This is a genomic window from Bradyrhizobium sp. LB13.1 (genome assembly GCF_054056815.1).
In genome coordinates this window covers 3238783-3263223 of record NZ_JBSRYQ010000001.1, presented here as the reverse complement: position 1 = coordinate 3263223, position 24441 = coordinate 3238783, and the positions used below count along the sequence as shown (strand labels likewise).

General features: G+C 63.6%; 18 protein-coding genes and 5 pseudogenes. 12 read left to right on the top strand and 11 right to left on the bottom strand.

Annotation, left to right across the window (positions count from 1 at the left end; all coding sequences use genetic code 11):
* Window positions 1-98 precede the first annotated feature (98 nt).
* Window positions 99-872: a ferredoxin--NADP reductase gene (locus tag ACVWYI_RS15360; RefSeq protein WP_247350078.1), complete on the bottom strand. Its 774-nt coding sequence runs from the start codon at window positions 870-872 to the stop codon at window positions 99-101.
* A 207-nt stretch (window positions 873-1079) separates the two neighbouring features.
* Here ACVWYI_RS15360 and ACVWYI_RS15355 point away from each other — a divergent pair, with 207 nt between their 5' ends.
* The 5 genes and pseudogenes from ACVWYI_RS15355 (at window position 1080) to ACVWYI_RS15335 (ending at window position 5749) form a co-directional block, all read left to right on the top strand.
* Window positions 1080-1376: a gamma-butyrobetaine hydroxylase-like domain-containing protein gene (locus tag ACVWYI_RS15355; protein ID WP_456662488.1), complete on the top strand. Its 297-nt coding sequence runs from the start codon at window positions 1080-1082 to the stop codon at window positions 1374-1376.
* Between the two features lie 233 nt (window positions 1377-1609).
* The gene (locus ACVWYI_RS15350) at window positions 1610-2386 is read left to right on the top strand and encodes a Crp/Fnr family transcriptional regulator (protein ID WP_456662487.1); all 777 of its coding nucleotides are present in this window, start codon (window positions 1610-1612) and stop codon (window positions 2384-2386) included.
* A gap of 165 nt (window positions 2387-2551) precedes the next feature.
* The gene (locus tag ACVWYI_RS15345) at window positions 2552-3973 is read left to right on the top strand and encodes an ABC transporter substrate-binding protein (protein WP_456662486.1); all 1422 of its coding nucleotides are present in this window, start codon (window positions 2552-2554) and stop codon (window positions 3971-3973) included.
* Window positions 3970-4880, top strand: a pseudogene (locus ACVWYI_RS15340) (ABC transporter permease). Before ACVWYI_RS15345 ends, ACVWYI_RS15340 begins: the two are co-directional and overlap by 4 nt.
* Window positions 4877-5749 carry an ABC transporter ATP-binding protein gene (locus tag ACVWYI_RS15335; protein WP_247350070.1) on the top strand — a complete coding sequence of 291 codons (873 nt, stop codon included), beginning with the start codon at window positions 4877-4879 and terminating at the stop codon, window positions 5747-5749. The pseudogene ACVWYI_RS15340 and the gene ACVWYI_RS15335 overlap by 4 nt, the downstream one beginning before the upstream one ends.
* A 201-nt stretch (window positions 5750-5950) precedes the next feature.
* On the opposite strand, the gene ACVWYI_RS15330 is transcribed toward ACVWYI_RS15335, so the two are convergent.
* The 7 genes and pseudogenes from ACVWYI_RS15330 to ACVWYI_RS15300 all read right to left on the bottom strand — a co-directional run bounded on the left by ACVWYI_RS15330 (window position 5951) and on the right by ACVWYI_RS15300 (window position 12279).
* Window positions 5951-7024, bottom strand: coding sequence for a YeiH family protein (locus tag ACVWYI_RS15330; RefSeq protein WP_456662485.1), 1074 nt, complete (start codon window positions 7022-7024; stop codon window positions 5951-5953).
* Window positions 7025-7155: 131 nt separating this feature from the next.
* Window positions 7156-7374 carry a hypothetical protein gene (locus ACVWYI_RS15325; RefSeq protein ID WP_456662484.1) on the bottom strand — a complete coding sequence of 73 codons (219 nt, stop codon included), beginning with the start codon at window positions 7372-7374 and terminating at the stop codon, window positions 7156-7158.
* A gap of 163 nt (window positions 7375-7537) precedes the next feature.
* Window positions 7538-8251 (bottom strand): ABC transporter ATP-binding protein, encoded by a 714-nt coding sequence (locus tag ACVWYI_RS15320; protein WP_247350065.1) that lies wholly within the window; start codon window positions 8249-8251, stop codon window positions 7538-7540.
* Entirely contained in the window at window positions 8248-9003 is a 756-nt protein-coding gene (locus ACVWYI_RS15315) for an ABC transporter ATP-binding protein (protein ID WP_456662483.1), read from the bottom strand. Before ACVWYI_RS15315 ends, ACVWYI_RS15320 begins: the two co-directional genes overlap by 4 nt.
* 2 nt (window positions 9004-9005) lie before the next feature.
* On the bottom strand, window positions 9006-9782 hold the full coding sequence (locus ACVWYI_RS15310; RefSeq protein WP_456662482.1) for a branched-chain amino acid ABC transporter permease: 777 nt from the start codon (window positions 9780-9782) through the stop codon (window positions 9006-9008).
* Between the two features lie 240 nt (window positions 9783-10022).
* Window positions 10023-10927 (bottom strand): annotated as a pseudogene (locus ACVWYI_RS15305) (branched-chain amino acid ABC transporter permease).
* Window positions 10928-11017: 90 nt separating this feature from the next.
* Window positions 11018-12279 (bottom strand): annotated as a pseudogene (locus ACVWYI_RS15300) (ABC transporter substrate-binding protein).
* A 171-nt stretch (window positions 12280-12450) separates the two neighbouring features.
* Here ACVWYI_RS15300 and ACVWYI_RS15295 point away from each other — a divergent pair.
* From ACVWYI_RS15295 to ACVWYI_RS15285, 3 genes are read left to right on the top strand one after another with little or no spacing between them, the layout of a single operon-like run.
* Entirely contained in the window at window positions 12451-14589 is a 2139-nt protein-coding gene (locus ACVWYI_RS15295) for an AMP-binding protein (protein WP_456662481.1), read from the top strand.
* Window positions 14586-16496 (top strand): flavin-containing monooxygenase, encoded by a 1911-nt coding sequence (locus ACVWYI_RS15290; RefSeq protein WP_456662480.1) that lies wholly within the window; start codon window positions 14586-14588, stop codon window positions 16494-16496. The genes ACVWYI_RS15295 and ACVWYI_RS15290 overlap by 4 nt, the downstream gene beginning before the upstream one ends.
* Window positions 16497-16517: 21 nt before the next feature.
* Complete coding sequence (locus ACVWYI_RS15285; protein ID WP_456662479.1) at window positions 16518-17153, top strand: DsbA family protein; 636 nt, start codon at window positions 16518-16520, stop codon at window positions 17151-17153.
* Between the two features lie 9 nt (window positions 17154-17162).
* Here ACVWYI_RS15285 and ald read toward each other — a convergent pair whose 3' ends face one another.
* On the bottom strand, window positions 17163-18278 hold the full coding sequence (ald, locus tag ACVWYI_RS15280) for an alanine dehydrogenase (protein ID WP_456662478.1): 1116 nt from the start codon (window positions 18276-18278) through the stop codon (window positions 17163-17165).
* Between the two features lie 133 nt (window positions 18279-18411).
* On the opposite strand from ald, the pseudogene ACVWYI_RS15275 reads away from it, so the two are divergent.
* The 4 genes and pseudogenes from ACVWYI_RS15275 (at window position 18412) to ACVWYI_RS15260 (ending at window position 22745) form a co-directional block, all read left to right on the top strand.
* Window positions 18412-18892, top strand: a pseudogene (locus ACVWYI_RS15275) (Lrp/AsnC family transcriptional regulator).
* A 138-nt stretch (window positions 18893-19030) separates the two neighbouring features.
* Window positions 19031-19523, top strand: a pseudogene (locus tag ACVWYI_RS15270) ((2Fe-2S)-binding protein).
* On the top strand, window positions 19520-20536 hold the full coding sequence (locus ACVWYI_RS15265) for an FAD binding domain-containing protein (protein WP_456662477.1): 1017 nt from the start codon (window positions 19520-19522) through the stop codon (window positions 20534-20536). Before ACVWYI_RS15270 ends, ACVWYI_RS15265 begins: the two are co-directional and overlap by 4 nt.
* Window positions 20537-20543: 7 nt before the next feature.
* Complete coding sequence (locus tag ACVWYI_RS15260; protein ID WP_456662476.1) at window positions 20544-22745, top strand: xanthine dehydrogenase family protein molybdopterin-binding subunit; 2202 nt, start codon at window positions 20544-20546, stop codon at window positions 22743-22745.
* A gap of 37 nt (window positions 22746-22782) precedes the next feature.
* Here the strand turns inward: ACVWYI_RS15260 and ACVWYI_RS15255 are convergent, their stop codons facing one another.
* The gene (locus ACVWYI_RS15255) at window positions 22783-22995 is read right to left on the bottom strand and encodes a hypothetical protein (RefSeq protein ID WP_247350040.1); all 213 of its coding nucleotides are present in this window, start codon (window positions 22993-22995) and stop codon (window positions 22783-22785) included.
* A 133-nt stretch (window positions 22996-23128) separates the two neighbouring features.
* Window positions 23129-24178, bottom strand: coding sequence for a hydroxyacid dehydrogenase (locus ACVWYI_RS15250; RefSeq protein WP_456662475.1), 1050 nt, complete (start codon window positions 24176-24178; stop codon window positions 23129-23131).
* Window positions 24179-24441 lie beyond the last annotated feature (263 nt).

Genomic DNA, 24441 nt, shown 5'->3' with positions numbered 1-24441 from the left:
CTCCTGGTTCGCCGGTAGGTCCGGCGCCTTTGCATCAGATTTGTTCAGTGGCTCGTCCGGCGATAGCAATTAGTTGTCGCCGGGACACGATTTGCGGCTCAGCGCTCGACGAAAGCTTTTTCGATCACGAAATGGCCGGGCCTGCTGTGATTGCCCTCGACAAACCCGCGCCCAGAAAGCATCGCGGGAAGTTCCTCCAGCATCGCCGGGCTGCCGCACAGCATGATGCGGTCGGTCTCGATATCGAGGCCTGATAGCCCGATGTCGTCGAAGAGTTGATTCGAGGCGATCAGGTCGCTGATGCGGCCCCGATTCCTGAACGGCTCGCGGGTGACGGTCGGGTAGTAGACGAGCTTGTCGCGGATCAGCGGCCCGAAAAACTCGTGATCGCGCAGGCCTTCGACGAGGTGCTCGCCATAGGAGAGCTCGGAGACCTGGCGGCAGCCATGGGCGAGCACGATGGTCTCGTAGTTCTCGTAGACGTCGGGGTCCTTGATCAGGCTGGCGAACGGCGCAAGCCCCGTTCCGGTCGAGAGCAGCAACAGGCGCTTGCCGGGAATGAGATTGCCCGTGATCAGCGTGCCCGTCGCCTTGCGGCCGACCAGAATGATGTCTCCTTCCCTGATCTTCTGGAGCCGCGAGGTCAGCGGGCCGTCTTGCACCTTGATCGAGAAGAACTCGAGCGCCTCCTCATGATTGGCGCTGGCCATGCTGTAGGCTCGCAGCAACGGCTTGCCCTCGACTTCCAATCCGATCATCGCGAATTGGCCGTTCTGAAAGCGGAAGCCGGGATCACGCGTCGCGGTGAAGCTGAACAGGGAATCGGTCCAGTGCCTGACCGACAAAACCGTTTCCTTCTGAAATGCGCTCATTGTCTCTCCTAACCTCGATTGCGCACAAGGTTTCGGAGAGACGGGAATCGGGCAACGCCGAACTGAAATTCCCGGTCGATTAGTTTCACATTTCGCGGGCGATGATTGAAGTACAGGCGACCAAGAACAGCGCCGCGCGCTTGCGCGGGCAATTAGTTGCTATCGCGGTGGCGTCACGACGACATAGAGAGAGGTTAGAGATACGTCATGACCTTGGTGGCACCGACCGTGGCAGATTACGAAGCAAGCGCCGACCTCGCCACGCTCCGCGTTCGCACCGCTGAAGACGACGCACTGAACTTGCCCGCGGAAACACTCCGTCTCTCCTGCAAATGCGCCCACTGCACCCGCGCCCGCTTCGATGGACGCTTCCCCGTGCGGTTTCCGGGCATCGCGATCACCGAAATCGGCGATCTCGGTTATGGGCTGAACATCTCGTTTTCGGATGGGCACAACCGGGGGATTTACCCCAAGCCGTATCTGTTGAGCCTGGCGGGGCGGTAGGACGGCTTGATCGTTCCTCTTGCTCCGCTGTCATTCCCCGCGCAAGCGGGGAATCCAGTACGCCGTGGCCTATCGGTATCCCACTGACGCCTCTGGAATACTGGATCGCCCGGTCTTCGCCGGGCGATGACGGCGGAGTGAGGGGCACCGCCTCCCCACAAACGCGCTTCCGATCACCCCATCTGGCACGGACATTGCTCCTCTTTAGAACGATTTCAACGTTCCGGAGGCAGATGATGTTGCAGGCGGCGAATGCGGTTCGGGGGGCTGGTCCCCCGGCAGTCCGGCCTGCCGGCAGTTCCTCGCTGCTGCTCACCGAAAACCAGCAATGGATCGGCGGACCGCCGCCGTTGATGGACAAGCTCAGCCAGCGCGAGCGGGAGCTGGTGCTGAAACAGGGCCGCCGAAAAGTGCTCAACCGCGGCCAGACGCTGTTCAGCCAGGGCGGCAAGCATGACGGCATCTGGCTGATCGAGAGCGGCCGTATCCGGGTGTTCTACACCTCCCCGCTCGGCCGCGAGATCACGCTGGCTTACTGGCATGTCGGCAATTTCGTCGGCGGGCCCGAAGTGTTCGAGGGCACAGTGCATCAATGGTCCGGCGTTGCATCCAGCAATTGCAGCGTGGTGCATCTGCCCGGAAAGGAGCTACGGTCCCTTGCCGTAGAGATCCCGAGCCTCGCAATCGGCCTGATCGAAGGCCTGACCTTCAAGGGCAAGTGCTATTCGGCGCTGGCCCAGATGCTGGGAACGCGCTCGATCACGCAGCGCCTTGCGCATCTGTTGCTGCATCTCGTCGATCTCTACGGCGTCGAGGACGCCGACGGCCGGGTGATCGCGGCCGCCTTCACCCACGCCGATATCGCCCACATGGTCGGTGCCACCAGGCAATGGGTCACGATCAGCCTGAAGCGCATGCAGGAGAAGGGAATCGTGCTGACCAAGCGCTCGCAGATCGTGGTCTGCCGGCCCGACGTGCTGGAAGAGATGCGGGGGCAAGGATCTGACTAGGGCCGATGCCCAGGCAAGCGGCTTTATAGTGCAGGACTGCTCAAGGAGTATGCAATCAGCTTTTCCCGGCAACTAATCGACTGCGGCGGACATTCCGGATTTGCCCTGTCGGCGCCCTCACCCAATCATGGCAACCACAGCACATCCAACCGAATGAGGATGAGAATGGTCCGCCATCTTTCCATGCACTCGATCGCCATGTCGGTGACGTCGCTGGCGCTTCTCCTCGCGCAGCCGGCCTTGGCCGAAACCGTCACGCTTGGCATCGGAACGCAGGATACCACCACCAACACGGTGACCGCCGGCGTCGTCATCCGCCAGCTCCATCTCCTCGAAAAATATCTCCCGAAAGACGGCAAATACGCCAACATCAAGTTCGAGCTGGAGTGGCAGAACTTCACCTCCGGCCCACCCGTCACCAACGCGATGATGGCGAACAAGCTCCAGATCGGCATGATGGGCGACTATCCGCTGATCGTGAACGGCTTCACCTTCGACAGCAATCCGGAGAGCAAGAGCCGGCTGATCGGCATCGCCGCCTACAGCCTGTCCGGCTCAGGCAACGGCATCGTCGTTCACAAGGATTCGCCCTACTACGATCTCGCCGATCTCAAGGGCAAGCTCGTCAGCGTGCCGTTCGGCTCCGCCGCGCACGGCATGGTGCTGAAGGCGATGCAGGACCGCGGCTACACCTCCGATTTCTTCCAGCTCGTCAGCCAGAGCCCGGAGGTCGGCTCGACCAATCTCCAGGAGAAGAAGATCGACGCGCATGCCGACTTCGTCCCCTTCGCCGAGCTGCTGCCGTTTCGCGGCTTTGCGCGAAAGATCTTTGACGGCGTCGAGACCAATCTGCCGACCTTCCACGGCATTGTGGTCCGCACCGACTTCGCGGAGAAATATCCAGAGGTCGTCGTCGCATATTTCAAGGCTCTGATCGCCGCCAACCAGTGGCTGCGCGACGATCCCAAGCTTGCTGCCGAAAAAATCCAGGAATGGACCGGCATCAACAAGGAAGTCGTCTACATCTTCCTCGGCCCCGGCGGCAACATGACCACCGATCCCACCGTCAAGCCGGCGCTGATCGATGCGGCCACCGCCGACGTCAAGGTGCTGCAGAACCTCGGTCGCATGAAGGAGTTCGATCCCAAAAAATGGGTCGACGACAGCTACATCCGCAGGGCCTATGCCGAGATGAAGCTCGACTATGACGCGCAGCTCGCCAGCACCAAAAATTACGAGATCGCCGGCGACGACGCTTTCTGCAAGAAACCGATCGCCGATCCGCGCAAGGCCGGCGAGATATGGGTCGACGATTCAGGCATTCTGCCCTTCGCGTCGGCCACCTGCACGCTCGGCGCCTATGCCGACTTCAAGGCCAAGGGCAAGAGGATCAACGTCGCCTACGTCTTCGATACCGCCCGCGGCATCAAGCTGTTCGCCGACCAGGCCTTCTTCGCAGTCGGCAATGGCGAGGTTGCGCCGTTCCTGCTGAAGAAGGACGCCGAAGCCTATGCCGCCAAGATCGGCGGCAAGGTGCTCGGCTTCGACGATGCCGTGAAGGTGGCGATCGGCGGAGGCAAGACGTGAGCAGTCCCGCCCTCCGCAGACATCCCGAGGACAGCATGCCGGCAAGTGCAACCGCGAAAACGACTTCCGTGCCCGCCACCACTCCACCCGCGGCACCGCCCTCGTTCGGCACGCTGGCGCTGCGTTGGTGCCGGCTCAACCGGGACGGGCTGCGTGCAACCGCGATCGGCATCATCTCGCTGCTGGCTTTCCTGCTGGTCTGGCACCTGCTCACGACCTATCGCGTCGTGTTCTTCGTGCGCTTCACCAACGTGCCCTCGCCGCTCGCGGTCTATGCCAGCTTTGCCAAGGCGATCCACGATCCGAAATTCCTGCTGCACGTGCTCTCTTGAGCTGCCGTCGCATCTTCTTCGGCTTTTCGCTCGCAGCGATCGTCGCCGTGCCGCTCGGCCTGATCATGGGCCGCTTCAAGCTTGTCCATGAGATCATCTTCCCCGTGGCGGAGGTGCTGCGGCCGATCCCGGCGATCGCCTGGGTGCCGATGGCGATCATGCTGTGGCCGACCAACGAGCAAAGCATCGTCTACATCACCTTCCTCGGCTCATTCTTCCCGATCCTGGTCAACACACTGCACGGCATGTCCCTGGTCGATCCCGTGCTGGTGCGCGCCGCGCAATGTCTCGGCGCGCGGGAGCGCTCGATCTTTCGCGATGTGTATTTTCCGGCCTCGCTCCCGCACATCTTCACCGGCCTCACCGTGGGCATGGGCGTGGCATGGGTGTCGCTGATCGCCGCCGAGATGATCTCGGGGCAATACGGCATCGGTTACTTCACCTGGGAGGCCTATTCGCTGGTCCAGTATGCCGACATCGCACTCGGCATGATCGCGATCGGCGTGCTCGGCCTCGGATCGAGCATGTTGATCCGGGGGGCCGGACAATTGGTAATGCCGTGGAGATCAAGATGAGCGAGATCGTCGTCAAAGCACCGCAAGGCCATATCGAGGTCAGGAACTTCTCCCTCAGCTACGATAGTATCGAGGGGCCGGTCGAAGCCGTCACCGACACGCAGATCCATGTGAAGCCTGGCGAGTTCGTCTCGATCGTCGGGCCCTCCGGTTGTGGAAAGTCGACGCTGCTCAACGCGGTCGCGGGGTTCCTCAAGCCGACCACGGGCATCGTTACCGTCGACGGCGAGAAGGTGAACGGCCCCAGCGCCGAGCGCGGCATGGTGTTCCAGCAATATTCGCTGTTTCCCTGGAAAACCGTGCGGGAGAATGTCGAGTTCGGCCTGAAGATGCGCGGCATGCCGCGTTCGCAGCGCGAGCGCGCCGCGCGGACGTTGCTCGGGCTTGCGGGCCTCGAAGCCTTCGAGAAGCATTATCCGGAAAAGCTTTCCGGCGGAATGAAGCAGCGTGTCGGCATTGTCCGCGCGCTCGCGACGGGACCAAAGGTGCTGCTGCTGGACGAGCCCTTCGGCGCGCTCGACGCGCAGACGCGCGTCATCATGCAGCAAATCCTTACCAACATGTGGCAGCGGCTGAAGATCTCAGTGCTGTTCGTCACCCACGACATCGACGAGGCGATCTTTCTGTCCGACCGCGTCTATTGCATGACCGCGCGCCCCGGCTCGATCAAGGCGGAGATTCCGATCCCGCTGGAGCGGCCGCGGCAGCAGTCGATGATGATGTCGTCGGAATTCCTGGCGCTACGCCGCGGGCTGATGTCGCTGATCCGCGAGGAAAGCATCAAGGCAATGGGCGGCGAGCTCAACGACATGGGCATGCAGGGGCTCAACATCGAGCTGCACGGGCATTCGCTCGCGGATGTGATTTAGCTCTTCGACACTCGCGAGCAGCCTTCCCTTCTCCCCTTGCGGGAGAACGTGGCGCGAAGCGCCGGATGAGGGGTTCTATCGGCGCGTTCGAAACGAGAGAGAGGCGTTTGCAGATACAGACCCCTCATCCGCCTTGCCTTCGGCAAGGCACCTTCTCCCGCAAGGCGAGAAGGAAGCGGAATTCGCGATCGCGGCTCAATCTCACTTGAACCAGTGCACCAGCGCGATGCTGATGCCGAGCAGTAGCATCAGCGACAGCGTCACGGCCGCCGTCACCCGTCCCCCGACATTGGCAAGCACCTTCACATCGACGCCGAGGCCAAGCGCGGCCATCGACACCACCGTGAGAAAACCCGTGATGCGCGTGATCGGGGCAACCACCGTGGACGGCACGATCTCGAGCGAGCGCAATGTCGCCAGCGCAAGGAAGCCGAGAATGAACCACGGGACAAGGCGGAAGAAGCCGACATTGGTCTTCTTGGCGTCGGTCTTCTTGGCGTCGCTCTGCCAGCGCGAGGCCGTCAGCGAGAGGCCGACAACGACCGGTCCGAGCATCAGCACGCGCATCAGTTTCACGAGCGTGCCGATCTGCGTCGAGACGAGCCCAGCCGGCACCGTCGCGGCCAGCACCTGCGGCACCGCATAAACGGTCAGGCCTGCGAGGATGCCGTATTGCGTGGCCGACAGCTGCAGCAGCGGAATCAGCAGCGGCAGGCCGAGCACCATCATCACGCCGAGGATCGCGGTGAAGGAGATCGAGGATGCGATCTCGTCATTGTTGGCGCCGATGATCGGCGCCACCGCTGCAATCGCCGAATTGCCGCAGATGGAGTTACCGCAGGCGATCAGGATCGAGAGCCGCGTCGAGAGACCAAGCAGGCGGCTGATGCCGAAGGAGACGGAGAGCGCGACCACCACGACCGCTGCGATCGATGCCAACAGCGCGACGCCGGACGCTGCGATGGCTGCAAAGCTGATCGAGGCCCCCAGCAGCATCACAGCGACTTCGAGCAGCTGCTTGGCGCTGAATGCGATGCCCGCCTGCCAGCGCGGCGCGGGCTTCCAAAAACTGCGCAGCGCCATCCCAAGCAGAATCGCCATCACCAGCGCTTCGACATAGGGATGCTCGAACACGCCCAGCTCGGCCCGCTCCAGCAGGGCCGAGAGACCGGCCACGACGATGCAGAGAAGGATACCCGGAAGCAGCGCGACGATACGGCCAATGGCCGTAGACGGCTTGGCGTCGGCTGGGCTGGATGCTTGATTCTGCGACACAAATCTCTCCCCGAGGAGAAGGATTTATACGCAGCGCCGCTTCGTTGGGGAATAAGTTTTCGACATATCAGGGCCGAGGGAAAGTTCTATCCTCAGCCTGGAATAGACGGCTCAGAAGATCAGGCCAGCCTTCAGAAGAACAGGTTTTTGGTCAGCGAGGCAACGCGGCTGAAGCCCTCATAGACGCCGGGCTCGAAGTAGGCCGCACGCGCGAGCACGATGCCGGCGACCAGCGACCAGAACAGGCCGGTGCCAACCCGCAGGAGCAGCTTTGACCCGCGCGAGCGCGGCTGGGTGTCCGTTGCGGACACCAACTGCTCGCCGAAAGGCTCAAATCCAGTGCGTTCCATAGCCGTTGATCCATCGATTTCTGAAGGAAATGTCGTCGTTTCGGCCCGAAACAGCAATGGAAGCGATTGGCTTTTTCGTGCCTCGGAGGGGAAACTCCTTCCGCCGGAGCGACGCGGGGCAATGGTTTTCTTCTTCCGGCCTATCTGGGCACCGGCGCACCGGCTACAACGCCAGATAGCGGCGGCGGATCGACTCGTTGGCCTTCAGTTCGTCGATCCCGGCGGCATAGACGATCTGACCCTTGTCGATGACGGTGGCATGGCTCGCCAGCCCCAGGCAGAAATGCATGTTCTGCTCGGCGATCAGCACGGTCGAACCGATCTTACGGAGTTGCCGCAACAACTCGCCGATCCGCTGCACGATGATCGGCGCGAGACCCTCGCTCGGCTCGTCGAGCAGCAACAGCGCTGGATTCCCCATCAGCGTGCGCGCGATGGCGAGCATCTGCTGCTCGCCGCCTGACAGGCGTCCGGCGATACGGTGGCGCAACGGCTCCAGCAGCGGGAACACGTCGTAGATGCGCTTGATCGGCCATTCGTCCTGGCCCTCCGGTCCGCGCTTCCTGCCGATGACGAGATTGTCCTCGACCGTGTGCTCCGGGAAAATCTGGCGGTCCTCCGGCACGAAACCAAGGCCGGCGCGCGCGATATGGTGCGGCTTGCGGCCGGAGATCACCGCGCCGCGCAGGCTGATTTGGCCCCGTCGCGGCGGCGCCAAACCCATGATCGCCTTCATGGTCGTGGATTTGCCCGCGCCGTTGCGCCCGAGCAGCGCCATGGTCTCGCCCTGCCGCACCGACAGTCCGACGCCGAACAGGATCTGGCTGGTGCCGTAGTAGACGTCGAGATCGGCGACTTCGATGACGGCAGCACTCATGCGGCGGCTCCCGCATGCTCGGTACCGAGATAGGCCTCGATCACCGCGCTGTTGTTGCGGATCTCGTCGGGCGTGCCGGTCGCGAGGATGCGGCCGTAGCAGAGCACTACGATCTTCGGTGCAATCTTGAATACGATGTCCATGTCGTGCTCGATGAAGACGACGGTGATCTTTTGCGTTTCCCAGAGCTCGCGCACCTTGTCGATCATGCGCCAGCGCTCCTCCGGGCCCATGCCGGCGGTCGGCTCGTCCAGCAGCAGCACCTTCGGTTCGAGCACCAGGGCGAGTGCGATGTCGAGCAGCTTCTGGTCGCCATGCGACAGCGTCGCCGCCGTGCGATTGCGTTTGCCGGCGAGCCCCAGCAGTTCCATCACATGCTCGGCCCGGTCACGGGTCTCGGGTAACGGAAAACGTTTGTGCAGGACCGCCGAGGAGCGCTGGTCGGCGCTGACGGCGGCGAGCATGGTCTCCTGCACCGTCAGCGATTTGAAGATGCTCGCGACCTGGAAGGCGCGGCCGATGCCGTGGCGGACGATCGCCGGCGGCGAGCGGCCGGCGAGATCGACGCCGTCGAGCAGCACCTGGCCGGAATCCGGCCTCAGTGCGCCGGTGATCAAATTGAAGAAGGTGCTCTTGCCCGCACCGTTCGGCCCAATCACGGCTGTGAGCGAGCCGTGGGGGAAGTCGAGCGAGACGTCGTTGGTCGCCTTCACGCCGCCAAAAGACTTTGCGAGGTTGCGGATCTCGAGCATGGCTAGCGGCCCTCGCCCGCATTGCGCCGGTACGAAAACCATTCGGCGACGAAATCGAGCAGGCCTTTGCGCAAGCCCAGCGCGAAGAACAGGATGACGACGCCCAGCACGATGCCGTGGTACTCGGTGAAGCGCGTCACGGTATCGTTGAGCAGCAGCAATAGCACTGTGCCGACCATCGGCCCAAGGAAGGTCGAGACGCCGCCGAGCATGTTGATGAAGATGCCCTCACCCGAGATCGTCCAATAGGCAAATTCGGGATAGGCGCCGGAGACGAACAGCGCCATCACCATGCCGCCCATCGCCGCGAACAGCGCCGCGAGCACGAAGACGGTGAGTTTTGCGCGCCAGACGTCGATGCCGAGAAAGCTCGCGCGCGCGGCGTTGTCGCGGATCATGCGTAGCGTGTAGCCGAATGGCGATTGCGCGATCTGGCGCATTGCGAGCAGGCCGAGGATGAGAAGCGCACAGCTCGCGACATAGAGATGGACGTGGTTGGCGAGATTGATGCCGAGGAATGCGGGACGCGGAATGCCACCGCGCAGGCCCTGGTCGCCGCCGGTGAAGGAGGCCCAGGACAGGATGGTCGAGTGGATCAGCATCTGAAACGCCAGCGTAACGAAGGCGAAATAGATATCCTTCAGCCGCACGCAGATCGCACCGATGACGGCGGCGATCACCGCGGTGATCGCGAGCGTCGCGACGAAGGCGACCGGAATGGGCACGCTGAGCTTCTGCATGATGAGGCCAAAACTGTAGGCCCCTAAGCCGAAGAACATGCCGTGGCCGAATGGAAGTTAGGCCGGTATAGCCGACCAGCAGGTTGAGCGAGGTCGCGAACAGGCCGTAGGCGGAGCAGCGAATGACGAAATCGAGCAGCGCCTTGCTGCCAGTGAACAGCGGCAGGCTCGCCAGCACGGCAAAGGCGATCAGCGCGATCAGGACATCGCGATAGCGTTGCAGCACCGCGCCGTTGCGCGCCGGCACTAGCGTCCGCGCGCGCCCGGCCTCCAGCTCGGTCATGCCGCCTCCTTGCCGAACAGGCCGGTGGGCTTGGAAACCAGCACGATCACCATGAACAGATACATCAGGCCTTCCGTGAACAGCGGAAAGCCGAGCGAGCCGAACGAGCGGATCAGGCCGAGCAGCAGCGCACCGACCAGCGCGCCCACAATCGAGCCCATGCCGCCGATCACGGTGACGATGAAGGATTCGATCAGCACCGAGAATCCCATGCCGGGCGTGAGCGATCGCACCGGCGCGGCGAGCGCGCCGGCAAGGCCGGCAAGCCCGCGCCGCCGAGCGCGAACACGCCGCCATAGATCAGGCCGGTATTGATGCCGAGCGCGGAGACCATGCCGGGATTATGCGCGGCGGCACGGATCACCTTGCCGATGCGGCTGCGCGAGAGCCCAATCCCGAGCACGATCGCCGCGACCAGCGCCACGCCGATCAGCAGCAGATAATAAGGCGGCACCACGCCACCTGCGATGAACAGCGGCATCACCTGGAACGCCGCGGGCATGCCCATCGACTTGAATTCCGGCCCCCAGATCAACCGCACCACATCGTCGAAGATCAGGACGAAGGCGTAGCAGACCAGCAGCTGCATCAGCACGTCGGCGCCGTAGACGCGACTCATGAAGACGCGCTCGAAGATCAAGCCAAGGACCGCGGTGCCGGCTGCACCGGCAATCATCGCCAGCGCGAAGCTGCCGGTGAACTGATAGGCGGTCATCGCGAAATAGGCGCCGAACATGTAGAAGGCGCCGTGGCTGAAATTGACGATCTTGAGCACGCCAAAAATCAGTGTCAGCCCAACCGCGACCAGGAACAGCAGCATGCCGATGATGAGGCCGCTGGTGGTTTGCGTCACCAGGCAGGCGGAGCTGGAGAGGCAGCCGGCGAGCGCGTCGAGATCCACGGGAGCACTTTCATTGCGGCGCGCCTGATACGGCGCGGAGAACCAAACGAAACAGGCGGAGACGGTCACCCATCTCCGCCGCGTCTCAGGTCAGGTGTAGCCCTTGCTCTTCTTCCACTCGGCTTCGAGCTCGAAGATGGTCTTCCAGTCGCCGGCCTTGACCTCGGGGACATAGGGCTCCTGCGGGATCGTGGTGCCCCAGCCGATGGCGTAGCCGACCAGCGTGTGGTCGTCGCCGCGCATGGTCACGGTGCCGTCGGCGCCGAACGGGCACTTGATGGTGAGACCCTTCAAGACTTCCGCGATCTTCTTGCCGTCGGTCGAGTTGGCCTTCTTCGCGGCTTCGCTAAGGAACATCACCGCGGTCGCGTTTCTGCCATGACCAGTTGGTCGGATATTCGTTGTACTTGGCCTTGTAGGCATCGCCCCAGGCGGCGTTTTCCGGCGTGCTCGGGAACGACTTGATGTAGCGGTTGCCGGAGTGGATGCCCTTCGGCAGGTTCTTCACCACGGTGAGCGCGGTGTAGTCGGCCATGTTGACCGCGAACACCTCCATCTGGCCGAACATCGCGTAGATATTGGCCTGGTCGATATAGGAGGTGAGATCGCCGCCCCATAGACAAGAGTACAGCGCCTGCGGCTTGGCCTGCAAAATCTTGGTCACCACTTCGGTGTAGTCGGGCTGGAACAGCTTTGGCCAGGACTCGCTGATGATTTCGACGTCGGGCGCGAAGCGCTTCAGGTACAGAGTGAACTCGCCGGTGGTGTCGCGGCCATAGGCATAGTCGGGCGAGCAGGTCGCCCATTTCTTCAGGCCCTTGGCCTTGGAAATCGACGCGGCGTAGCTGCCCCCGACGATGGAATCGTGGATACCCCTGGCGCACGCAGCGGAACGCGTTCGGGATGTGCTGCTTCGGATCGGCCGTCAGCGACGACGCTTCCGAGCAGGTGTGGACGCAGAGCACACCGAGATCGCGCGCCACTTCGTGAACCGCGAACGATCCGGACGAGGCCTCGCCGTCGATCAGCCACTCGCAGCCGTCGGTGTTGACGAGTTCGCGCGCGACGCGTGCAGCTTCCTGCGGCTGGCCCTTGGAGTCGCGGATCACCATCTCGATCTGCCGGCCGGCGAGCCCGCCGGCTGCGTTCACCTTGTCGACCTCGAGCATCACCGCGTTGCGCGACGACGTGCCGAGCTGCGCGACCCGGCCCGACAGGATCGTCGGCATGCCGATCTTGATGGTCTTGGCTTGCGCACGCGCCACCCACGGCGCGGCAACACTGATCGCACCGGCGCCCATCAGCGCCAATGTTGAACGGCGGCTGATGCCCGGTGTGCGGGTTCTCGTCATCTTTTCCCTCCCTCTGTCGGGTCGGCGTGTCCTGATCCCTGCCGGAGATCGTCTCGTCTCCGTGTGTCGAAGGATTTCAGAGGGAGGGGGTGACGTCAAGCCAAAGATGAATTATGAGTCAGAATTCATCAAAGAGGAAACGGCGCCGGAAATCGGCCCAAAATCCGCGCAATGATCAACCTGTCGAGCTTCATCGCCTTTCATGCTCGGCGCACGCCGGACCGGCCTGCGCTGAAATATCGCGGCGAGGAGATTTCCTACGCGATCTTCGACGCGCGCGTCCGGAAGGCCGCTGGCTGGCTCGCCGCACAAGGCATCGGCGCCGGCGATATCGTGGCCGTGCTGATGAAGAACAGCGCGGCATTCCTGGAATTGGTCTTCGCCACCAGCCATCTCGGCGCAGTGTTTTTGCCGATCAACTTCCGCCTCTCGCGCGACGAGGTCGGCTACATCGCCGGCAATGCAGGCGCGCGGCTGCTGATTGCCGACGAAGAGCTGGCTGCGAACGCAGCCGGTGCAACCGTCGTCGTACTCGACGAGGCCGCGCAGCAGAGCGTGATGCGCCTCGCGAGCGAAGCGCCGCCCGCCCCGATGCACGTCCGCCAGCCGTCAGATCTGATGCGGCTGATGTACACCTCGGGCACCACCGACCGTCCCAAGGGCGTGATGATCAGTTACGACAATTTCTACTGGAAGTCCGCCGACCAGATGATCGCGCTGTCCTTGAGCGCGGAGACGCGGCTCCTGATCGTCGGCCCGCTCTATCACGTCGGCGCGCTCGATTTGCCCGGCACCGCCGTGCTCTGGCATGGCGGCTTCATCATGATTGAACGCAACTTCGAGCCGGAAAGCGCGCTTGCCGCGATCGCGGAGGACAAGCTCAACGCCGCCTGGTTCGCGCCTGTGATGACCACTGCGATGCTCACCTGCCCCACCCGTGAGCGCTACGATGTGTCGAGCCTGAAATGGGCGATCGGCGGCGGCGAGAAGACACCGGAGCTGCGCATCCGCGCCTTCGCGGAGTTCTTCCGCAATGCGCGCTACATCGACGCCTATGGCCTGACCGAAACCGTGGGCGGCGACACTTTCATGGAAGCCGGCCGCGAGATCGAAAAAATCGGCTCCACCGGGCGCGCCATTGCTCATGTCGAGATCGAGATCCGCGATGAGGATGGCAGGACGCTGCCGCCGAACGTGAACGGCGAGATCTGCCTGCGCGGGCCAAAAATCACGCGCGGCTATTGGAAGGATCCGGAGAAGACGGCGTCCGCCTTCTTCGGCGACTGGTTCCGCAGCGGCGACGTCGGTTATCTCGACGACGATGGCTTTCTGTATCTGACCGACCGCAAGAAGGACATGATCATCTCCGGCGGCGAGAACATCGCCTCCTCCGAGGTCGAGCGCGTCATCTACGATTTGCCTGAGGTGCGCGAGGTCGCGGTGATCGGCCTGCGCGATGCGCGCTGGGGCGAGCGGCCGGTCGCCATCGTCGTGCTGGCTGACGGCGCGAGCCTCGAACTTCCCCGCCCTCACCGAGCACTGCCGCACGCGGCTGGCGAGCTTCAAGGTACCGAAACAACTCATCATCCGCGGCAGCCTGCCGCGCAACCCGTCCGGAAAGATTCTCAAGCGCGTGCTGCGCGCCGAACTGGAGACCGTGGCATGACGCAAGGCCCCGCCAGCGAGAAAGTCACAAAACTCAACCGCGTCGAGCGCAACGCCTGGACCAAGCAGAAGATCTTCGAGGCCGCCACAAAAGTCGTCGGCAAGCATGGCTATGCCGAGGCCTCCGTGGCCCGCATCACCGAGCAGGCCGGCGTCGCGCAAGGCACCTTCTACAATCATTTCGAGAACCGTCAGGAGCTGCTCGACCAGCTGCTGCCCAAGATCGGCCTCGACATGGTCGAGTTCATCCGCGCCCGCACCGGCACGGCGGATGCGGCACGGCAGGAGATCGAGCGCTTCTCAGCATTCTTCGACTTCATCCGCGAAGTGCCGGAATTTTTGCGCATCCTCAACGAGGCCGAGTTCTTCGCACCTCCCGGTTACCAGAAGCATCTCGACAACATCTCGGTCGCCTATGTCCGCATTTTGCGTCGCGCGCGACGCTCAGGCGCCATCGAGAATTACAGCGACGAGGAGTTCGAGGCCATCGTCCACATGCTGATGGGCTCGCGTGGCTATCTCAGCCGGCGCTACTCCTATTCCGCCGATGGCGTCACCGCCTTACCCGAGCACGTCATCTCTGCCTATCGCAAGCTGATGACACGCGGCCTCTTCATTGCATCCGGAGATCAGGACACGCCATGAACATCGAATCTCCGCACAAGGCGCTCGACCTCACCTCGACGATTGAAGAAGGCGACATCCGCTGCCTGCTGATGGTGCTCGTGCACATGACCGGCGACGAGCGCTGGCTGGAGCCACCCTATCTGCCCAAGCGCGACATCCGCCTCATCCCCGATCCCGAGGCCGGCGTGCCCAGAGAAGTCCAGGACGAAATCCGCGCCGCGGTCGTCAAGCTCTTTGCCGATGGCCCACCCGAGCCTGTCATCACCGATCCCGGTGATGAACTGCTGCTCAAGATGATGCGCGCCTGTCTCGGCGAGAATGTCTCGCCGGAATACGCACCCCTGATGCGCGAGGAGATGGGTTTTGTGCCGCGCGAGGCGCGATGGGTCAAGCGCCCTTCAGACGAAAAACTCGCCGAGCAGCATGTGCTGATCGTCGGTGCCGGCGTCTGCGCCATCGCACTCGGCGTCGCGCTCGGCCATCTCGGCATACCCTACACCATCGTCGAGAAGAACGAGGAGCTCGGCGGCACCTGGTGGATCAATCGCTATCCCGGCTGCGGTGTCGACACGCCGAACCACTCCTATTCCTACTCCTTCGGCTCGGGCAATGCATGGACCCGCTACTTCTGCCAGCGCGAGGAGCTGCACGGATATCTGCTCAAGGTCGCGGACGAATATGGCATCCGCAAGCATCTGCGCGTCAACACCGAGCTGACGTCGTCGCGCTGGGACGAAGGCAAGCGGCGCTGGATCTCGACCCTCAGGACTGAGAATGGCGCCGAAACCTTCGAATCCACTGCGCTGGTGAGTGCGATCGGCCAGCTCAACGATCCCTCACGCGCCCGTTTCGAGGGCGAGGAAGACTTCAAGGGAACGATCCTGCATTCGGCGCTGTGGTCCAGCGACACCAATATCGACGGCAAGCATGTCGCCGTGATCGGCACCGGCGCGACATCGATGCAACTGGTGCCGGCGATTGCCGGCCGCGTTGCCTCGGTCACCGTCTACCAGCGCAGCGCGCAATGGGCACGGCCGGTGAAGGGCTATGCCGATCCGATCAGCGAAGGCGCGCGCTGGCTGCTCGCGCATCTGCCGTTCTATGTGCAATGGTACCGCTTCAACATGTTCTGGCGTTACGGCGACGGTCTGCTGCCGTTCCTGCGCAAGGACCCGGCCTGGCCGTATCCTGAGCGCGCCGTCAACAAGGGCAACGACCGGCACCGCCGGGAGCTGACCGACTTCATCCTCACCGAGCTGAAGGACCGCCCCGATCTGATCGAGAAGTGCGTGCCGACCTATCCGCCCTATGGCAAGCGCATCCTGCTCGACAACAACTGGTTCAAGACGCTGATGCTGGATAATGTCCAGCTCGTCACCGACGCGATCGATCATTTCGACCAGGGCGGCATCGTCACCGCGGAGGGCGAGCATCGCGCCGCCGACGTCATCGTGGTCGCGACCGGCTTCAAGGTCACGGAAATGGCCGCGCGCCTCAACATCAGCGGCCGCAACGGCAAGGATTTGCGCGAGGCCTGGGGCAACGACAATCCGACCGCGTTTCTCGGCCTCACCGTGCCCGATTTCCCAAACTTCTTCTGCATGCTGGGTCCAAATTCCGGTCCCGCGCATGGCGGCAGCGTCATCTTCCAGTCGGAATGTCAGAGCCGCTACATCTCCGCCTGCCTCGCCGACATGATCGAGCACGACGTCGCAGCGATCGACGTCCGCAAGGATGTGCTGGACGACTATATCCGGAAGGTCGATGCCGAGCACGAGACGATGATCTGGACTCATCCCGGCATGAGCACCTACTATCGCAATTCGAGCGGCCGCGTGTTTTCCGCAATGCCCTGGCGCTTCGTCGACTACTGGCGCATGACGCATGATCCTGATCTGCGGCAGTACAGACTGACGAAGGCGTGAGCTTAAGGGAGGGAGTTGGCCATGCCGAAGCCACGCGTGCGCGTCTACACCGATTACAAGAGCCCCTACGCGTTCGTGGCCAACAAGCGTCTGTTCGAGCTTGAGGAGACGCACGGCGTCGAGCTCGAATGGCGGCCCTACACGCTGCGCGTCGCCGAATTCATGGGAACGGTCGAAGAGCGCACGCCGCATTTCTGGCGCAAGGTGCGCTACGCCTATATGGACGCGCGGCGCTATGCCAATGCGCAAGGGCTTGTCATGAAAGGGCCCCGACGGATTTACGACGCTTTCCATTCCAGCGTCGGCATGCTGTTCGCACAGGCGCACGGCTTCTTCCGTCCGTATCACGACACGGTGTTTCGCCGTTTCTGGAGCCACGAACTCGAAATCGACGACCTCGCCGCAATCACTGACGTCATCAGATCGTGCGGCGGCTCGGCGAGCGAGTTCGGAGCCTACGTCCACGGCTCCGCGCGCGCCGAACATGACCGCATCATCGACGAGGCCGAGGCGCTCGGCGTGTTTGGCGTTCCAACCATGGTGTTCAACGGCGAGCTGTTTTGGGGCGGCGACCGCATCGACATGCTGATCGAACGCATCGAGAAGCCCGAGACGATCGAAGCCGCGCTCGGCAGCCGCCATCGCAAGCCGGCATGAGCAGCAACGCTACGCCGCCAGTCCGCTCTCCACCGGAGCAAACTCCAGCCCGAGGCTTTCCGCCACGGCCTTGTTGGTGATGCGGCCGCGATGCACATTCAGCCCGTTGCGCAGATGTGGATTTTCCAGCACCGCGGCAAAGCCCTTGTTCGCAAGCATCAAGCCGAACGGTAGCGTCGCGTTATTCAGCGCGTGGCTTGACGTCACCGGCACCGCGCCGGGCATGTTGGCGACGCAATAATGCACGATGCCGTCGACCAAATAAGTTGGTTCTGCATGTGTCGTCGGGTGCGAGGTCTCGAAGCAGCCACCCTGATCGATCGCGACGTCGACCAGCACGGCGCCCGGCCGCATCGACGTCAGCATCGCACGCGTGACGAGCTTTGGTGCGCTGGCGCCCGGCAGCAGCACCGCGCCGATCACGACGTCGGCGGCGAACACCTCCTCCTCGACCGACTCGATGGTCGAGAACCGGGTGCGCACGCGGCCGGCAAAGAGATCGTCAAGTTCGCGCAACCGTGGAATCGAGCGGTCGATCACCGTGACCTCGGCACCGAGCCCTGCGGCCATGCGCGCAGCCTGCGTTCCCACCACTCCGCCGCCGAGCACGACGACCCTTGCCGGCTGCACGCCGGGAACACCGCCCAGCAACAGCCCGCGGCCGCCGGCCGAGCTTTTGAGGGCGGCGCCGGCAGCCTCTATGGCAAGGCGGCCGGCGACTTCGCTCATCGGCGCAAGCAGGGGGAGGTGACCGGCCGCGTCGGTGACGGTTTCATAGGCGATCGCAGTACAGCCGGAGGCGAGCAAACCTTTGGCTTGTTCGGGATCCGGCGCGAGATGGAGGTAAGCAAACAGGATCTGGCTTTCGCGAAGCTGGGCCCATTCGCTCTTCTGCGGCTCCTTCACCTTCACGATCATGTCGGAGTTCGCGAAGATGTCGCGCGCGCTCTCGGCAATGATGGCCCCTGCCCGCCGGTACACCTCGTCGGAGGCGCCGATGCCGCCGCCCGCGCCGATCTCGACCGTCACCTGGTGACCGGCGGCGATATATTCGCGGACCACGCCCGGGGTGAGCCCGACGCGATATTCCTGCACCTTGATCTCCTTGGGCACACCGACACGCATTCCGGGCTCCTTTTGATTCACCTCCTGATCGTAGCGACGGGGCCGGTTTGGTTTCGTGCAAATATCCGCTAGCTTTGGCTTCCCCGCGCCGGTTTCCGGCGCGCAAACGCCCTTTCACGCTGGAAACGAAACCTTGGCCCTCGACCGGAAAGATCTCGCCATCCTCGCGGAACTCACCACCAATGCGCGGGCCAGCCATACCGAGCTCGCCAACAAAGTCGGCATGTCCAGCACCGCGCTGGCACGGCGGCAGAAGGCGCTGGAGGACGACGGCTACATCCAGGCCTATCAGGCCGCGCTCGACCTCAGCGCAATTCGGCCTCACCACCACGGTGCTGGTCCGTATCGCGCTGGAAAGCCAGAGCGACGAGGCGTTGAAGGCGTTCGAGGCGGAGGTGGTGAAATGCCCCTCCATGGTGCGCTGCTTCCTGATGTCGGGGACCGACGACTACATCCTGATCGTGCTCGCCCGCGACATCCAGGATTTCGAACGTATCCACCGCACCGAGTTGTCGCGCCTGCCGCGCGTAGCACGGGTACAATCAAGCTTTGCGCTCCGCGAGGTCGTCAACCGCGCGGTGCCGAATGTGGTGTTCGGGGAAGCAAAGCGCTGACTGCGGCCTCTCGGAAAGGCGAACTGCCGCCAAGGAACCAACCGGCCGGTGGTCCGTTGGGCGCTATTGGCCGGCGGAGGCGTGCCCCGCGTCAACTCGGCTGACGTCCGGCATCGTCGCCGTCGCAGGGAGCAGGACATGGGCGATCTCACGCATCAGATTCCCGAACGCATTCCGATCCATCTTGTCGTCAACGGCGTCAGTCACAAGCTTGATCTCGTGCCCTGGACCACGTTGCTGGACGCCTTGCGGGACCATCTTGCGTTGAGCGGCACCAAGAAGGGGTGCGACCATGGTCAGTGCGGCGCCTGCACGGTGCTGGTGGACGGCCGGCGCGTCAATTCCTGCCTCACGCTCGCCGTCATGAATGACGGCGCGGAGATCACGACCGTCGAAGGTCTTGCCAAGGGACGGTACGCTGCATCCCCTGCAACAGGCTTTCATCGACCATGACGCCTTCCAGTGCGGCTATTGCACGCCTGGACAAATATGTTCGGCGGCCGGACTGCTCGCCGAAGGCCATGCCCGGGATGCCGACGAGATCCGCGAGCTGATGAGCGGGAATCTCTGCCGCTGCGGCGCCTATCCGAACATCCTCGCCGCCATCCAACAGGCAATGGCACAGCCATGAACAACTTCCAGTATGCCCGAGCCACGGACGTTGCCGACGCGATCCGCCTGCTCGCCGCCGATCCCGGCGCCAAACTGATTGCCGGCGGCACCAATCTGATCGACCTGATGAAAGAGAATGTCGAGCGCCCCTCCCGGCTGATTGACATTTCCCGCCTGCCGCTCCGCAAGGTCGAGGAGACGGCGGACGGGTCCTTGCGCATTGGCGCCCTGGTGCCGAACTCGGACCTCGCCTACCACCCGCTGATCGAGCAGCGCTATCCTCTGCTCGCCAGCGCCATCCTGGCCGGTGCCTCGGCGCAACTGCGCAACATGGCGTCGGTCGGAGGCAATCTGATGCAGCGAACGCGCTGCGCCTATTTCTATGACACGGCCACGCCCTGCAACAAGCGACGTCCCAGCAGCGGCTGCTCGGCAATGGACGGCCTCAATCGCAACCATGCGATCCTCGGTACGAGCGCCGCCTGCATCGCGACCAACCCGTCCGACATGAGCGTGGCGCTGGCTGCACTTGGGGCGCTGGTGCACATCGCAGGCCGCTCCGGCGAGCGCACCATCGCGCTGACCGATTTCCACCGGCTTCCCGGCGACACGCCTCATGTCGACACCAATCTCGGTACCAGCGAGATCATCACGGGAATCGAGCTCCCGGCCCGCGGCTTCGCTCAAAACTACAGCTATCTGAAAATTCGCGACCGGATGTCCTATGCTTTTGCTCTGGTCTCGGTCGCTGCCGCGCTCGAACTGGAAGGCAACGCGATCAGCGGGGCACGGGTGGCGCTCGGCGGCGTGGCTCACAAGCCCTGGCGCAGCCTCGAAGCCGAAGCGGCGTTGCGCGGCCAGGCCGCGACGCCCGACCACTTCTCGCACGCCGCGGATCTCTTGCTCCAGGGAGCTACGACCCGCTCACATAACGGCTTCAAGGTCGAGCTCGCACGCCGCGCCATTGTGCGGACGCTGACACAGGCGGCGAATGCAACGCCGCAATCCCAGGCCCACAAGAAGATCGCGTGAGGGACCGATGAAGGCCTATATCGGAACGCCAACGTCGCGTGTCGACGGCCGGGCCAAAGTCACCGGGGCCGCCAAATACGCCGGCGAATTCCCGGCCGACGGACTCCTCCATGGCTTCGTCGTCGAGGCCACCATTCCATGCGGGCGCATTGCCCGCCTCGACACCAGTACGGCGCTGCAGGTCAAGGGCGTGCTCGACGTGCTTACGCATGCGAACCGTCCGCCGCTCGCCGACAAGGACGAGGCGTGGAGGGACGAGGTTGCACCGGAGGGTTCGCCTTTCCGTCCACTCTACGACGACACGGTCAAGTTCAACGGCCAACCGATCGCGTTGGTCGTGGCGGAGGACTGGGAAACCGCGAAATTCGCGGCCACACTGGTGCGGGTCGAGTATGAGCCGCGCGGCTTTGCGACCGACCTCGAAGGCGAGCGCAGCAAGGCTGCCGAGATGGACAAGCCGCATAAGCCTCGCGGCGACGCCGCAGCAACTCTTGCCAAAGCCGGCGTGCGCCACGAGGCGGAGTACGTGATACCGACCGAGCATCACAACCCGATGGAGCTCTATGCGACCACGGCGATCTGGGACAGCAATGGCAAGCTCACGATCTACGACAAGACGCAGGGCGTTCAAAACGTCCACAAATTTCTCTGCGGCGTGTTCGACAAGAAGCCGGATGACATTCGCGTGGCCTCGCCTTACGTCGGCGGCGCCTTCGGCTCCGGCTTGCGACCGCAATACCAGGTGGTGCTGGCAACGCTTGGCGCGCTCGCACTGAAGCGGTCTGTTCGCGTCGTGCTGACGCGGCAGCAGATGTACGGGCTCGGCTACCGGCCGATGACGATCGAGCGCGTCGGCCTCGGCGCAAAATCCGACGGTACGCTCGATGCGGTCACGCACGAGGCGATTGCCGTCACCTCCCGCTACGAGGATTTCGCACGCAATGACACCGGCTGGGCCGAACAGCTCTACAGCAGCCCGAACAGCCGTTTCTCCCACAAGCTCGTCCACCTTGACGTCTCCACCCCCTGCGACATGCGCGCACCGGGCGCGGCGTCGGGCGTCTGCGCCCTCGAATGCGCCATGGACGAGCTCTCCGTCGCGCTCAAGCTCGACCCGATCGAACTGCGGTTGAAGTGCTATTCGGATCGCGACCAGAGCGAAAACCTCCCCTACACCAGCAAGCAGTTGCGCGAATGCTACGCGCGCGGCGCGGACGCCTTCGGCTGGAGCAGACGCAATCCTGCGCCGCGCTCGATGCGCGATGGCAAAGAGCTGGTCGGCTGGGGCATGGCGACGGGCGTGTGGGAAGCGTTGCAGATGCCGGTCGCGGTGCGCATCGTGCTGACGTCGAACGGACATGCCGAAGTGTCCTGCGCCGCATCCGACATCGGCACCGGCACCTACACCATCGTGGCGCAGGTTGCGGCCGATGCGCTCGGCCTGCCGATCGAGAACATCAGCGTCCGGCTTGCCGATTCCACTCTGCCGCAGGCGCCGGTCGAGGGCGGCTCCTGGATGGCCGCATCGAGCGCGCATGCGGTGCTCGCAGCCGCTGAAGAGGTGCGCAAGGAGCTGTTGCGCTTGGCCGGGAAAATGCCTGGCTCGCCGCTCGCCGGCGCCGAGTTGGCCGATACGGTGCTGACCGACGGCAGCATTGCCAGGGCCAGCGACAACCGCCGCGCGGTCTCGATCGCCGACGCGATGCGCCATGGCGGCGTCGAACGTATCGAGAAGGAAAAGCTCAACCAGTTCGGTGAGGACAAGAAGCACGCGCGCAATACCCATTCGGCCGTCTTTGCCGAGGTCAAGGTGGACGAATTGCTTGGCGTCATCCGCGTCACGCGGGTCGTGAGCGCAATCGCGGCCGGGCGGATTCTCAACACCAAGACCGGCCGCAGCCAGATCATGGGCGGCGTGGTCTGGGGGATCGGGATGGCCCTGCACGAGGAGACGGTGATGGACCACCGCTTCGGCCGGATCATGAACGCGAACATCGCCGAGTACCACATCCCGGTGAATGCGGATGTTCACGACATCGACGTGATCTTCGTCGACGAGCCGGACGCGCACATCAACGCGCTCGGCATCAAGGGACTGGGCGAGATCGGCATCGTCGGCGTCCCCGCCGCGATCGCGAACGCCGTCTATCACGCCACCGGCAAACGCATCCGCCGCTTCCCGATTACATTGGACAAAGTGCTCGACTGAGACGTTGCAGCGGTGGCTCGGAGCCGGCCGCTAGACCTCACGACGGAAAGTCAGCCGGCCTGACCTGGATGCGGTCGGCATGCAGCGACCAGTGGTGCAAGGCCTGGTCCTTGCAAAACCTCGCCTTCGCCCGCTCCCTGGCCTCGTTCTCGTCGGTGGCGTCGATCTCGAGCGAGCCCTGGCACACCTCGATCTGCCGGCCGTACTGGCCGAGCACGTCCTTCATGAATCTGACGACATAAGTTGACATGGGACCTCCTGCTGCCACGGCCAGCCCCGGCGACACTCTAATACCATTTAGCCTGAATGAGGGAGGGAGAATTTGACGCGCATCAAGGCCGGTAGGCGGTTCCACGCTGCCCCGGAATGGCAAGCTCCTAGCCCTACCCCGGCGTTACCCCGAACGCCTGCTTGAAGCGCTCGGCATAGCGCGGCCAAACCTCGGGATTGATGATGCGCGGCGGGCGTTTGCCGTCGAGCGTGTCCAGCACCTGCTCGGCGGCGATGCGGCCCATGTTCTGGCGCGCCTCGATCGTGACGCCTGCGGTATGCGGGCTCGCCAGCACGTTGTCGAACTGCAGCAGCGGATGCTCCGGCGGCGGCGGCTCCTTGGACCAGACGTCGAGGCCGGCACCCGCGATGCGCTTGTCGCGCAACGCCTGGAGCAGCGCGTCCTCGTCGTGAATGAAGCCCCGGGCCGTGGTGACAAAATACGCATGCGGCTGCATCAGCGCGAACTCGCGCACGCTGATCATGTTGCGGCTGCCCTTGTTGAGGGGACAGGAGATCGAGACGAAATCGGCGCGGCGCAGCAGCTCGTCGAGTTCGACCTTCTCCCCGCCTCGCTCGGACATCACCTCGGCCGTGAGATAGGGATCATAGGCCAGCACCTTCATGCCGAGCAGGCCCTTGCACAGCGCGGCGATGCGGCGGCCGACATTGCCGAGCCCCACGATGCCGACGGTCTTGTGCTCGACCTCGTTGCCGACGAGTTCGTTGCGATTGACGTTGGCCTCCCTGCGAAGCTTGCGGTCGGACTGGATGATACGCTTGGACAGCGTCAGCATCATCGCCAGCGCATGCTCGGCGACCGAATGCGCGTTGCCGCCGGACTGGTTGACGACGAGCACGCCCGCATCGGTGCACGCTTCGGCGTCGACGGGATCGAAGCCCGCGCCGTTGCTGGAAACGAGCAGGAGGTTCGGCGTACGCTTCAGGAAGGCGGCGTCAACATGGAAATGCGGCGCGAGTTCATCGCGAGCAGCCCCGATCTGGTAGACATGGGCTGCGCTCAGGATCGGCGCGTAGAAATCCGCCGGGCTTTCGTTCTCGATGCGATCGAGCCGGACGTCGAGCCGCGCCTTCAGGATGTCGATATAAATCGGATTGGCCAGATATTTGACGTAGAAGACACGCTTGCTGTTGACGGACATCAGGACCCTTCCGGCTCTCTCCAGGAGATCCGCAGGGCCAGCGCAGCGCGCGCTCCTGTCATGCGTTCCTCCGTTCTCTTGTTATTGCCGCTTATGACACGTCGGTACCGGTCGCGGCAGGCCGTCTGGCGCAGATCACGGTGCAGCCCGGACATGTTGACAATCCCGCCCGCCGCGTCAAGTTCGGAAGACCGCCGCGACGGCCAAGGCGACGCCTAAGGCAATGGCCAAGACCAAGAAGCATGCGCGGCTGAAGGGAGAAC